The sequence below is a fragment of the Bacteroides luhongzhouii genome, assembly GCF_009193295.2.
In the GTDB taxonomy this organism is placed as follows: domain Bacteria; phylum Bacteroidota; class Bacteroidia; order Bacteroidales; family Bacteroidaceae; genus Bacteroides; species Bacteroides luhongzhouii.
Window position 1 is genome coordinate 258,027 of sequence record NZ_CP059973.1, and the last position, 13,806, is coordinate 271,832.

Annotated in this window: 7 protein-coding genes; all 7 read right to left on the minus strand. The window is 39.2% G+C overall.

Annotation, left to right across the window (positions count from 1 at the left end; translation table 11 throughout):
* Positions 1-2 precede the first annotated feature (2 nt).
* A complete protein-coding gene (locus GD631_RS00955) occupies positions 3-1,304 on the minus strand; it encodes a trehalase family glycosidase (protein ID WP_143259956.1) in 1,302 nt (433 codons plus the stop codon).
* A gap of 24 nt (positions 1,305-1,328) precedes the next feature.
* Entirely contained in the window at positions 1,329-3,581 is a 2,253-nt protein-coding gene (locus GD631_RS00960; protein ID WP_143259957.1) for a glycoside hydrolase family 3 C-terminal domain-containing protein, read from the minus strand.
* A gap of 201 nt (positions 3,582-3,782) precedes the next feature.
* Positions 3,783-5,423 (minus strand): polysaccharide deacetylase family protein, encoded by a 1,641-nt coding sequence (locus tag GD631_RS00965; RefSeq protein ID WP_143259958.1) that lies wholly within the window; start codon positions 5,421-5,423, stop codon positions 3,783-3,785.
* Between the two features lie 68 nt (positions 5,424-5,491).
* Positions 5,492-7,375 carry a beta-L-arabinofuranosidase domain-containing protein gene (locus GD631_RS00970; RefSeq protein ID WP_143259959.1) on the minus strand — a complete coding sequence of 628 codons (1,884 nt, stop codon included), beginning with the start codon at positions 7,373-7,375 and terminating at the stop codon, positions 5,492-5,494.
* 132 nt (positions 7,376-7,507) lie between these two features.
* Positions 7,508-10,288 (minus strand): alpha-L-rhamnosidase, encoded by a 2,781-nt coding sequence (locus GD631_RS00975; protein ID WP_143259960.1) that lies wholly within the window; start codon positions 10,286-10,288, stop codon positions 7,508-7,510.
* A 139-nt stretch (positions 10,289-10,427) separates the two neighbouring features.
* Positions 10,428-11,858, minus strand: a complete 1,431-nt coding sequence (locus tag GD631_RS00980; protein WP_143259961.1) for a glycosyl hydrolase family 28 protein — start codon at positions 11,856-11,858, stop codon at positions 10,428-10,430.
* Between the two features lie 86 nt (positions 11,859-11,944).
* Positions 11,945-13,789: a RagB/SusD family nutrient uptake outer membrane protein gene (locus GD631_RS00985; protein ID WP_143259962.1), complete on the minus strand. Its 1,845-nt coding sequence runs from the start codon at positions 13,787-13,789 to the stop codon at positions 11,945-11,947.
* Positions 13,790-13,806 lie beyond the last annotated feature (17 nt).

The following is a 13,806-nucleotide window of genomic DNA, read 5'->3' on the forward strand; positions in this document are numbered from 1 at the left end:
TCTTATTTAATCAGATAATCAGATGCGTAGATAAAAGCACCGGCTGTCCAGCCCATAAATGGAGGCATTTCGTATTCATTATTCACTTCCAAATTTCCTAATTCAGCGTTATATTTCTCCCATAGATTACCTGAAGATTGGTAAATCTTAACAATACTACTAACATATTTCTGAGCTATGCGACGAGCTTCTTTTTTAAATCCATAGCGGTCCAGACCATTTATTGATAAAAGATTAAAACTCGCCCATGCATTAGGAAAATCCCACTGATAGGTTCTCTTGCGTTTTCCTTGTTCGCAAGCGACAATGCCCCAAGGATATTCTAATCTTTGAAGATGAACAACCACATTCTTAGCTTGATGTTTGGTTAAGACCTCTGCCCAAAGTAAATTAAAAATAGCCGCAGAATATATAGGGCTTAGTCGATTATTTATAAAGTCATAATCATAAAAACAGCCGTCTTGAGAGTTGTAACAATATTTATTCAACAGATTTTTCCTTTTTTGGGCTGCATCCAACCATTTGTTTGAACCTTTCTTTTTCAATTCTTTATAGAAAAAAGCAAAATTCTGTTCATATAAATAGAGATTTGCATTTAAATCCACAGGATTAAAATCTTCACAACGAAAATCAAAACGAGGGGAAAAATCCCAACCGGACTCCGCTTCTGCAATTAAATGAGAAGATTGTTTCAATAACTTCAAAGAATCTGTTAAAACAGGCAAGTCAGTGAAACGTGTTCTCATATATTCATAAAATGAAACCAGTTCATCTCTTGTTGCACTGTTCGAATATCGGTTCAGTCCCGTAGGTGTAATTCGTTGAGTCATCCAGAATGTGTACTCTTTTTCTAATATTCTACAGGCAGATTCCAACCATATTTTATCCCTGCTCTTTTCGTAAATATCCCGAACCATCATACTGGCAAATGGTGGTTGTGAACGATTCAAATATGAAACATTAGATCCATTAGGCATAAATCCAAACTTATCTATTAAGTAAAGGATGTTATCTATATTATTCAATGCCTGCTCAAAGTCATCATCCGATATCAACCCTATATTTGTAAAATATGTATCCCAATAATACATATCTTGCTGAAATGCACCACTCAAACTTGGAACACTATAAGGTTTTGGCAAAGCAATATATCCCAATGTATCCTTTTTACACTCTTTTACAGTATGTCCCATATGTTCTTTAATGAATAAACGTACATTTCGTATGTCTTCAAGCGATTGTTGTTGTGCATTTATAAAGAGAGAAAATATGAAAATAAATATTGCGGTTAATAATTGACGCATAGTATATTGTATTTTAATAATGTTTTATTTTAACTCAAATACTATTGTTCCCTTGATATTCCGGGAGGAACTCCCAATCATCGCTTCAAACTTGCCGGGTTCGGCTACCCATTCATGTCTTGCATCATCAAAGAAACTCAACGCTTTTTTATCAATCGTCAGTGTTACCGTTTTCTCTTCTCCCGGAGCCAATTTAACTTTTTGGAAAGCTTTCAGCTCCTTCAACGGACGCGGCAGGGAAGATTTTTTATCGCTGATATAAAGCTGAACAATTTCCTGACCTTCATAGGTTCCTGTATTTTTTATGTTGACGGTAAACGAAATCGTATCATCGGCGGTCATTGTTTTCTTGTCCGCAGCAGGTTTGCTATAAGTAAAAGTGGTGTAGCTCAATCCGTGTCCAAACGGAAACAATGGCTTGATTTTTTCTTTATCTGCCCAACGGTAACCTACAAAGATGCCTTCATGGTAAGTTTCGTTTATTGTGTCCCCTTGATGCTTAGTTACCAATTCTTCTTTATTGCCTGGATATTCGCCTAATCTATGAGCACCTACATCATCCAATTTTACGGGAAAAGTAAAAGGTAACTTACCGGAAGGATTAATATCTCCGATTAATACAGAAGCGAGGGCCGTTCCGGCTTCCGAACCCAAAAACCAGCCTTGAACAATGGCGGGAACTTCGTTCACCCAAGGCATAGCCACTGCATTACCGGAAATATTGACAAAAATCAAATTCTTATTAATCTTAGCCAATTCACGGATTACTCTGTCTTGCGCATATGGCAATCCCAAAGAAATACGGTCTGAACCTTCACAATCTTGTCCCTCACTCTTATTTAGCCCACCGAAGAAAATAACATGATCCGCATTTTCGGCCGCTTGCAGAGCCTCAGCGAGAAGTTCGTCTTCCGAACGGTCGTCTTTCAAGTCCTGACCGGTTTTCACACCGTTATATTCGCCTGTCGGGTCGCCTACGTAACCACGAGCATACACTATTTCCGCTTTTGTACCTACACGATTCTTCAATCCATCCAACGGAGAAATCTCGTACTTCACTTTCAAGGAAGAACTACCACCGCCCACTGTCATCATCTTGATTGCATTCTCACCGATAACGGCTATTCTTTTCGCTTTGTTCAAGTCGATAGGCAACACGTTATTGTTGTTCTGTAAAAGAACGATTCCTTCTTCAGCTATCTTACGACCGGCTTGTCCGTGTTCGGGAGAACCTAAAGAACCGAACGGCTTATGCGGATTCATCGAAGTACGGAAAATCAGACGAAGGATGTTGCTGACTTTCTCGTCCAACTCTTTTGTTCCGACTTTACCCTCTTTAATCAGTTTCAGGTAAGGGAAAGCCAGGTAATAATTATCATAAGCATTATGGGTTCCGTCAGACAATCCGTTTGTCCACGAACCGAATTCCAAGTCCAGTCCGTTGTAGATGGCTTGTTCGGTATTATGCACACCACCCCAGTCGGACACTACCACGCCGTCGAAGCCCCATTCGTCACGGAGAATGTCTTTGAGCAGACGTTTGTTGTGGCAAGCGTGCTGCCCCTGATAAAGATTATAAGAACCCATAATTGACCAGGCTCCACCTTCTTGAATGGCAGCCTTGAAAGCAGGCAGGTATATCTCATAAAGGGGACGGTCGTTTAGGTACATATTCGTAGTGTTCCGATTGGTTTCCTGATTATTCAACGCGTAATGTTTCACGCAAGCGGCTACACCATTTTCCTGCACTCCTTTGATATAAGGAACTACCATCGTGGCGGACAGATACGGGTCTTCACCCATATATTCAAAATTACGTCCGTTCAGAGGAGTACGATAGATGTTCACACCGGGTCCTAATAAGATATCTTTCTTGCGGTAACGCGCCTCTTCACCGATACTTTTTCCGTAGAGGTGAGACATTTCCGGATTCCATGTGGCAGCAAGGCAAGTCAATGCGGGGTAAGCGATGCAGGAATCGTTTGTCCATCCTGCCTGGTCCCATTCATCCCACAATACTTCCGGACGGATACCGTGAGGACCATCGGTAGCCCATACTTCGGGGATTCCAAGCCGAGGTACGCCTGCCGAACTGAATTTTGATTGTGCATGAATCATCTTCACCTTTTCTTCAAGGGTCATCCGGCTCAATGCGTCTTTTACTCGCTCTTCGATAGGTCTATTCGTATCTAGATACGCTGGCGTCTGTGCAAAGACAGGCAACGCAGCCTGTAAACAGAAAAATAATAGTTCCACTAAGATTGTCAGTTGTTTCATACGTATAAAAAGATTAGTCAGTATTAATATAGAATTATATGAGTTACAGCTCATATAAAAAAACAGATAATAATCGTTTGATGTGATAAAGAACTACCTATAAGCAAAGACTAATATTTCGATAATCAGTCCTTACCTATAGGTAGATCATCAAACACCAATTGAAATTTAAGTGAAATGTCTTAACAAGTTTGCTGCTTTTTATTTGAAATCACGGGATGAACAATCTATAATCAGACGATTGTTCTCCGGATTTAATGATACTGTATTTCCACTCTGTTTCACATTACCTTTCAGACAGACAATGCCGTATGAAATACCTTTCAGTTCACCAGTCAACGAATTGTTTCCTTTCACTTTCAGTGGCAATGTCTTTCCCGTGGCAATTTCGAGTTTCAACTTCCAAGGGTTGGATGTTTTACCTTCAATTTTAATCTCTCTCTCGGACAGGGTGATTGTATAGGCAGATTGGTCGGTAGCTACACAACGCAGTTGCATCTTGCTGTCATTCAATGTCTTCACTTCTACATTCTTTATGGTCACTTCTTTTTCAGCTCCGTTCTTTATGGTGTAAAAACGGATAGCAGCATACTCTTTGGGGGTGCTCCATAAGAAACCGTCAACAATCGGACAAGTGGTGAATACACACTGGTTAGAAGTTCCACGTCGTTTTAAATAATCCGATTCTATACGTTCATCAAATAAGTGGATATCCCTAAAACGAATGGAATAATCATTCCATAACAGATTTGTACGGTAGAAACGACTGTTGAACCATACAGTCCGATTACCATTGTCTTGCGCGTCAGTGAGTGCTGTGACCGAGGTAGGAGGAGTGACTGGATATTTCTTTTTAAACCAACGTCCCGCTTCTTCCAGTGTCTTAATCTGTATATCTCCGGCTTGTGCCAATGAATCGAGAAGAGGGAATTGAACTCCCAATCCTTTCTTTATACCTGCCCAAGTAAAAGAATTTTCCTGACCGACTTGTGTATAGTTAAAACCGATACAGGGATCTTCAAAAATAGATTTAAAGAAATAGCGCACCCATTTTTCATTCCTGCCTGCCTCCCAAACAGGTTCCAACGTAATAACTCCCTGTGCAGATTCTCCCAAACTGGTATCATATTGATAAATAGGATCACTACCTAACATGCGGAATACCGGAACGAGAATTTGTCCTTCTTTCGTCTGTGCAGGCATATATCCGTTGAGGCGACTGGGATAGTAGGCTTGATTCCAATAGCCGCCCCACAATGTATAGCCATCTGTTCCATACTGATCCCTACATGTACATGATGACACAATGCCATATTTTTCATACATGTATCTCAATGTATGGGCATCGATAAACCATGAACCGACCGAAGCAGGATATTTTCCAAAAATCTCTTTAAATTTTTCCATGTACACATCTACGAGTTTTTCTCTCTCTTCCGGAGTATATCCTACGGCAAAACCGACATCTGCATGCCAGTCCCATGGATAACGTCCTCTCCATTTCAATCCGACTGCTTCTACATGCGGTTGAGTGATTTCCCACCAACCACCAACTTCTGTTCCTCTTTTCATCTCTTCCTTCAAAAGTGACTGATAACGAGGATTGATCAATGCATCGTATTGCAGTAAGAAAGTTCCCCTCATATTGTACTTCTTTAACAGTTTCACCTGTTCGCATACCGTTTCATACAATACATCTTCTGTGATGTTATTGTCTCTGGGCTCCAATTGACGTATAAAGTTGATGATGTTTACAATGCGAGGAGGATGATTATTTTTGGCAGTACCATTGGTTACCGCCAGAAATAATAGAATCGTGATTGAAAAAAATAATTTCATCATTGCGTTTCAAGATTATTGTTTAAAACATTATTCATAAAATACATTCCTGCAATGTCATATTAGCCTATTTAATACTGACGATAAGCTTCCGACATCTGATTAAGTGTTTTAGGAATCCACACTCTATAGCGTCCGGCTGGATTCCAATCATTCCCAGCAGAAGCAAAATCACAGAATTTAATCTGTTTGACAGCTTTGTTTTCTATATTTTCCAAATCCGTACCAAGTATCATTGGCACCTCCATTGTAACCCATGCAAAGGAATCTTTTCGAGTTTCTTGTGGCACAGCCGATACCTCTCCCTTTTCATTCTGTTGAATAATGGCACATTCATCTACATATCCATCCATAAACCGACTGTCACGGGCGAACACCAATGGTCCATAGGTTACAGCTTGATGCCGATCATACTCCTCCACTTTCGCTTTTAATCTGAAATTAATGGACACTTTATCTCCTTTTTTCCACTTTCTTTGCAAGTAAAGATACCCGCCTTTCCGTACACTTGTCTGTGATTCTCCATTAATGGCAATCTGATAATTATCATCCACCCATAATGGAATGCGGAATGCTAATGTAAACTCTGTTTCTTTACGTGGATTTATTGACAATTCAACATGTCCATCAACAGGATATTGAGTTTTCATATCAAGTTTTATTTCATTTTTATTCATGAAAAATGCAGCCTCTGAATCCAAATAAAGATTTACGTACACCTTGTCATTCTTCATCATATATGCCGTTTGGGGAATTAAGGCAAACGCACGCGGACCATTAGCATTACAACAATTGATTTGCATGCCACATTGTTTTTCGCCTTCACATCTACGTCCTTCTAACGGACTATATTTAGATATTTGCGTACCATCATTTTTCATGGACGACATCAATGCATTATACATGGTGCGTTCAAATTCGTCAGCGTACAATGAATTGGTCGTTTCCTGCAATAGCCGTGCACACAATTGCATCCAGGTAAATGTCACACAAGTCTCCATGGTATGGTAAGTAGGTATTGTTTGTTTTTTCTTTCCTTCATACCAACATTCAAAAGTTGCTCCCGAACCGACTATATTGATTTCATCAGCGATGATGTTTGCAACAGTCTTCTCGGTTGCCTGCAAATACAACGGATCGTTAGATATTCTGCCTAATTCAACCATTCCCTCATAGCACGACATCATTTCATAAGCTTTCTGTCCATTTTCATAACTCCACCATGATTTAGGAAAAGTAAAACGATGGACGGGGATATTCTTTAGCGCTTTGGTAATTAATTGCGAATGACCTTCTTTTTCAATACTGTTTATAATTCCTTTTGCGAAGTGCAAATAACGTGGTTCCTTTGTTGCTTCATACAAATAAACAACCGGCTCCAATATGGAACAACTTGGCATTCCGTAATAAAATCCGGTTTCTGCTATATCGAGTTGTTTCTCTTCCAGTTCTTTTATCAGAAGATCTATTAAGCGCTGTACTGCAATCAATGCATTGCTGTCTTTGGTCAATCTGTAGTAAGACAATAATGCCAAAGATGTGTATTTCCGTCCCCAGATATCCCAACAAGTCAGTCGACTTTCCGGTTTATAATTGCCGATATAACCGTCGGCGTGCTGTGTTTCCATAAACTGATTGGCTGCATTCACAATCTTCTGATAAAGCTCCTCATCCCGTGTGTATTCGTATGATGCAATAGCTCCTAACATCCATTTTCCTAAGAATTCTGATTGCCAACCGTTTCCTTCCGTCAGATGCCGAAAGGGCTCTACCAGTTCATCCGCATTCTGTGCTTTCACTCTTTGGTCAATACACATCCGGATGCGGTCTCCAATATAGCCGTTAATACTGATTTTTCCCCCTTCGTTATTTGTACCACTGAAGAGTTTTTTAGTCTGACCGTTAGCAACAATAGCGGTAAGAGCAAAAAATAAAATATAAATAATTTTTTTCATTTTCTTTCATGTTATAAGTTCTCTCCAATCCCCATAAAGGGATGTGGAGCTAAAGTAATTTTATTGTGCCATTTCCCTTGCTTAATGGCAATATGGAAATGGCATGTATTTTCTGATTTAAAAAGTTATGTTTTATCCTTTTACTGAAAACAGATAGTCTCCAGAACCAACTTTGATTTTTATTCTATTTTGTTCGACTCCTAAAAAAACAATATCCTCAGCCGAACTCAGGCAAATTCCATAATCCATAACATTTTCAATTTTTGCAGTTGGCAAGACTATTACCGCTTCACTATTTGCCGGAATAGAAACTTTCAATTCAAAACCTTCTTGCTTTTTTTTCCATTCACTACATATTCGGCCGTAGGGTGACTCATAAGAAGCCGATGCTGTAGTTATATCTCCAACGACATGAGGATCAATTAGTATTGTTTTATATGCCAATGATTGTTCTGTCTGACGTATTCCTCCTATGCCACCATATAACCACTCCATCAAATGTCCTAACATAAAATGATTGTTGGATACAAAACCAAATGCTTGCCATGATTCGGTAAGTGCTGTTGCTCCATGTGCCAACTGCCAACCATATCCAGGCACATTGTATTTACAATTCATCTTATAAATCAACTCTGATAAACCGTTTGTTTCTAAAGCTTGCAATACATATCTGTATCCGATATCACCCGCAGTTAACGAATAATTCCGTTTTTCTATATCGCAAATCAGATTGTTAATGATTGATTGTTTATATGTTTTATCTGCTAATCCCATAAATAACACTATCGAATTTGCAGTCTGACTATTACGGTCATAAGTTTTAGTGGAAGAATTGAAAAACCTGCGATTGAATGATTCTTTAATTTCAACTGCCAATCTTCCATACTTTTCGACGTCATCCGGTTGAGCCAGCAAACGTGCAATTTTTTGCATAATAGTAGCGTTATAGTAATAAGTTGCAGTTGCGGTTAAACCATTTGAAGTCAGCTGGGAATTTCCAGGAACATCCGGACCTATGTCAAACCAATCCCCCAATCCGTATGCTATGATATTGTCGTTTGCGCGGGAAGCTAAGTAATCCATGTATCTTTTCATCATAGGATAATAGTTTGTCAGTGCCCTGTCATCGCCATACCATAAATATGCGTACCAGGAAGATATTATAAAAGCACTTCCCCATTCCGGCGTATCTTCAAAGCCTTCTTTAAATCTTACATATTCGGGCGCAATGGATGGAATCACTCCTTGCTTGGTCTGTGATAGATACATATCCCTTATAATCTTATTGTACATCCTCGACATGTTATAGCGATACTGCAACGAATACTGCATTAGGTAAGTCTGTTCTACCCATCCTAATTTTTCTCTGTGAGGACAATCTGTCAATACACTGGCCATATTGCTACGCATAGCCCAGTCAATGAGGTCGTGTATCTTATTGAACAGGGGATTGGAACAAAAGAAAGTTCCGGATTGAGGAGCAGACAAACTTGTATGTAACCCTGTAAGTTCTATTATCTCAGGAAGATTCTTCGGATTTTTTTCTCCTGCTGGAACAGCCCCCTTTACTTCCACATAGCGAAATCCATAATAGGTAAACTGCGGTTGCCAGGTTTCGATAGTATCGTTTCCTCGAAGTTTATAATGATAACAAAACGGATGCCCGGAAGCTGACTGATTGGCAGTGTTGTTCTTGTTTAGCAATTCGGCCGGAACAAGGCAAAGACTCTGATCCCTTTTTCCTGAAACGCGGAGACGAACTATTCCGGAGAAGTTCTGTCCCAAATCATACACCCAGTTGCCTTTACTGTTTTTATAACATCTGACTATAGGTATTTCTTTTTTTATCTTTAACGGCTCTATTTGCTGGGAAACCATTTTAGGATGATAATCCACTTCAAGAGCATCTTTCCAATTTTTGTCATCAAAACCGGCATTCATCCATCCGACTTCTTGTTTGGTAGCATCATAATCTTCACCGCCATATATGCTGGAGAATGTAATAGGGCTTTCGGTCACCTTCCAAGAGTTATCCGAAACGATTTCCTGCGATGTACCGTTATCATATAGTACTTTCAGTATTAATTTCAGTTTGGGAGCACCGTATGAAACTAATAATTTGAAATAACGTTCTTGTGGTACATTGTAGAAACCATTTCCAAGCATAACTCCAAGAACATTATCTTGTTTATTCAACAGTTCTGTTACATCAAATGAAACATAGAAGACCTCCTTGTTATACAAAGTCCATCCTGCATCTAAAAAATGGTCGCCCACTTTAGAGCCATTTATAAACAAATCAAAATGTCCTACTCCTGAAATATAAACAAAAGCTTTTTGTATACCTTCCTTTATTTGAAACTCCTTTCGGAATTGGGGCATTTTATACATACCTGTTTTAGAAGTTGGCAAAGCATCTTTATCTTGATAATGAATACCCTTTATTTTTGCTCCGTCTGCTTCCATTGCTATCCAACGGGAAGTACCCCAATCGCTTTCATTCAGTAGTCCTGTTGTAAAAGTATGTATTTGACTCCATGCAGACTCTTCCCTTTTATCATTCCAGACTTTTACTCTCCAATAATAGGTTGTAGAAGATAGTAATTTTTTCCCTTTAAACTGATTGAAAATCGAATTGTCTGAGAATACTTTACCACTATCCCATATATTGCAATCGTCATTTTCCAATTTGGCAGGAGAGTCGGCAACACAGATATGATAAGCACTTTGTTTAAAATTTCGTTCTTGCGCATGTATCTTCCAACTGAAGTACGGCTCGTTGGTTTCTACTCCAATAGGATTTTCTGCTTGCTCTGTCATGAGTCCATATACTGAAAATGAGGGAGCTGCCGACATACTTGCAGTAATAAACCAAACGAATATAAAAACTATTTTCTGTATTTTCTTTTTCATTTTATCGCAATCAATATATCGGTAAATCTCTTTTTCGCAGTTACAATATCATTATCGTCTACCCTATCACGATAGATAGGGCAGACAATGGATTTACAGGTATACAAGTTCTTCAATTCATATCTCAAAGAATTGCTCATTACTCAACTGTGACGTTAGTAACATAGTTGTTTTTGCGTATAAGATTTGATGTTCCGGTTACTTTCGTACCTTTGGCATAATAATCTTTAATGTGTATATTGGATACTTTGTGCTCTTCGCTATATCCCATCAAAGCAATTCCTGTACAAACGGAACCTATATGACGAATATTCTCAAAATATACATTATTTATACTTCCTCGGATGTTATCTTGCGACCATGGGGTACCTGTAATTTCCAAATTAACTGTTCTTCCCCATGAACCTGTATCCAATGGTTCGTCTTTCAGCGTAGCATTTTCTGTTATCGGTTCTTCAATAGAAATATTGTTGAAATGTACATTTTCGATACGGGCTCTATCTCCATTCTGCATGTCCAATGCAACCATTGTAAAACGAGGAATATAACAATTTGAAATAGTGACATCGCGAATAACATCTACCACAGTTTCGGCTCCAAATTCAATAATTTTTCCCCAGTCATTCCAAAGCACACAGTTATCCACTTTTATATTTTCGATAACTTTTTGCTTGTCATAACAAGCTTTCTGTCCTTTAATTGCAATACAGTCATCAAACGCTCTGACAAAGGAATTCTTTATTGTTACATCGCTACTGTTGACAATATCTATCCCATCAGCATTATATCGCCAAAAGCCTACCAACTTGACATTGTCGAAAGTGATTCCATTACAATAATAGGGAACCACCGCCCAATGAGCCGGATCTTTCACAACAATGCCTTCAATATGAGCATTCGATACCCCCTTCAAGGAAATGGAATGTCCCGAATTCATGTGGCTTGAGTCGAGAATACCTTTTCCCACAATTTTTATATTAGACGTGTTCTCACTCTCAATAGCTCCGTAGACTATTGCTCCTTCGTCAATATATACCATTTCATTACTTCTCATTGTAATAAGACCGGCTTCATGGGTGCCGGGACCAAAATAACGCGCATCAGCACTTCTTTCGACTGTCAATTTTTTCGGATTGGCAAACAGATGCAAGGCTTCATGATGATCACCAAATTCGACAACGAACTGGCAAGGACCTGATAAGGTGAATTCAATAGTATTTTCTTTCACTACGGGAACAATGCCAAACTCTGTAGGACGTATTTTACATTCATTTACATTTTTCGGTGAAGTAATTCTCACCATGGCCCCTTTTTTATAATCGAAACAGGCAAAATGTGCTATTTCCGTCTGAGAAACAGGTCGTTGATATCCTTCAAACGCCTGATTATGGGGATATTTAGAAACCCGTGCCTGATGAACCGTTACCGGGGTTCCATCCACTTCTATCTTCCATTCTCCTGAAGGCTTATCAATCAATTCATCATTTGTCTTACTATGACAACTGGTAAAATGAAAACTGCAACTTACAATAAGTATATACTTAAAAAAAAGATTTATTGCTCTCAACATGATTATTAAAAAGTTATTGTTTTTAACGTAATTTGATACCGGAAACTGTATTCCTGAGTTTCCGGTACTCTATTCATTTTTTTCAATTATTTATATCCCGGATTTTCCACTAAATTAGGATTGTTACCTGTACGTCCTAACGTGATTGGGAAATAATATTGATGTTCGGAGAATTTAGGTCTATTATCTCCATCTATATTATATAACACTTCCAGTTTATATTTAGGCGGATTCGTACCATAAACCTGTATATAACGCAATCCGGAATTGCCTTTCGACAGTACATCTGTAGCTATTCTCCAACGTCTCACATCCCAATAGCGATGTCCTTCGAAAGCCAGCTCTACTTTTCGTTCATGACGTATTTTCTCACGGTCGATGGTTTCCAATTCTTTGATACCGGCACGTCTTCTCAGTTCATTAATAGCACCCAGTGCGTCTGATTCATTCAGTTCAAAAGCTGCTTCAGCCAGGTTCAACAATATCTCTCCATATCTGAAAACGATATAATCGGTACTTGAGAAACCGGGAGGGCCTTGAAGGGTATTGCTACTTTCATCCAAATATTTCATTACACCAAAACCAGTTCCAAAACTGTTATCTACACTTTGTGTACCCAATGCCAACACACCCTCGTGTGATCCTGAGGTCAAAATCTGTCCATTCGGCAAAAGCAATCCATTATGATAATCGACTTTAGCTCCCTTCCAGTCGGTATTTTGAGTATAAATGGTGGCAAAAAAGCGTGGGTCTTTATTTCCCCAAAGTTCTTCCGTAGTCCACGTTCCATTCATGATTTGTTGTTTGTTCAACGTACCGGGCGTTCCGTCTATGTATTCGAATTCCTCTGCCATTTCAAGGTAAGGGGCGTCTTTGTTCCCTGCATTCCACGCGTGTGGTTTCGGGCATTGGGCAAAATCATAACCCCAACAGTTTCCACCACTATACTGGCCGGTATCTATAGATGTCGGCGAGCTATTATGCTTTTTGGCAAAAATCACCTCATTATTGTCTTTTACAAGAAATATATTCTTGAAATTTACGACCTTATCAGCATCCGAATTGTATAAAGAGAATTTCTTTTTTATCTCTTTTGAAGCATTGTATGACTGGCGATAATAGCCTTCTGCTTCCGATGCTGGTATTCCCAATAAGCCGTCCAATTGTACTGTACCGAATTGCGCAATACTTCCGGCATATAAAGCCGCGCGGCTTATCAGTGCCAATGCCACATATTTAGTGGGGCGTCCTGATTTTGAATCCGCCACATCGGGCAAATGACCCTTTTCAACGACGTCTGTCATTTCAGAGAGTATGAAATCATATACCGCCTTCTCTGAAGTACGTTTAGCATACAATTCTTCTTCCGGATCATCCAATTTCTGAGGGACTGTAATCAATGGAACCGCGCCATATCGTTTGACCATTGCAAAATAATTGAATGCTCTCAAAAAACGTGCTTCCGCCATCCGCTGATCTTTTAAATTTTCATCAATCGGGGACGAAGGTAGCCGTTGCAGGAATTCATTCAACTTACGAATAATGACATAAGCGTGATCCCACCATTCTAACAGACCGCCTCCTATACTCAATCCGCCGGCTTTATAAATGGCCGCATCACCTGTGTTATATCCCCAGTTTACCTTGGCTTCATCGGCTATTTCATTAATCCAGTGCATTCCCATTCCGGCTTCGCTTTGCCAAAAGCTATTAAAGTGTTCGGAAAAATAGGTAGGCGTTTCATTGACGAATACGGAAGTCTGATAATAGCATTCTGAAAGATAACTTTCTATCAATACGGGGTCACTCCAGACTGTTTTGTCTGAAATTATATCCAACGGTTCCTTGTCGAGCACATCCAAACAAGATGTCATTGTTGTGAGTGTTGCTGCAAACAACCCTAACAGTAGATTTCTTTTATATTTTTTCATTGCATTCTACTTTTATT

What these genes read in the sequence shown, in the direction of transcription:
- GD631_RS00975 (WP_143259960.1), bottom strand. Translation starts at nt 10,288, where the DNA reads ATGAAAAAGAAAATACAGAAAATAGTTTTTATATTCGTTTGGTTTATT.
- GD631_RS00965 (WP_143259958.1), bottom strand. Translation starts at nt 5,423, where the DNA reads ATGATGAAATTATTTTTTTCAATCACGATTCTATTATTTCTGGCGGTA.
- GD631_RS00960 (WP_143259957.1), bottom strand. Translation starts at nt 3,581, where the DNA reads ATGAAACAACTGACAATCTTAGTGGAACTATTATTTTTCTGTTTACAG.
- GD631_RS00970 (WP_143259959.1), bottom strand. Translation starts at nt 7,375, where the DNA reads ATGAAAAAAATTATTTATATTTTATTTTTTGCTCTTACCGCTATTGTT.
- GD631_RS00980 (WP_143259961.1), bottom strand. Translation starts at nt 11,858, where the DNA reads ATGTTGAGAGCAATAAATCTTTTTTTTAAGTATATACTTATTGTAAGT.
- GD631_RS00955 (WP_143259956.1), bottom strand. Translation starts at nt 1,304, where the DNA reads ATGCGTCAATTATTAACCGCAATATTTATTTTCATATTTTCTCTCTTT.
- GD631_RS00985 (WP_143259962.1), bottom strand. Translation starts at nt 13,789, where the DNA reads ATGAAAAAATATAAAAGAAATCTACTGTTAGGGTTGTTTGCAGCAACA.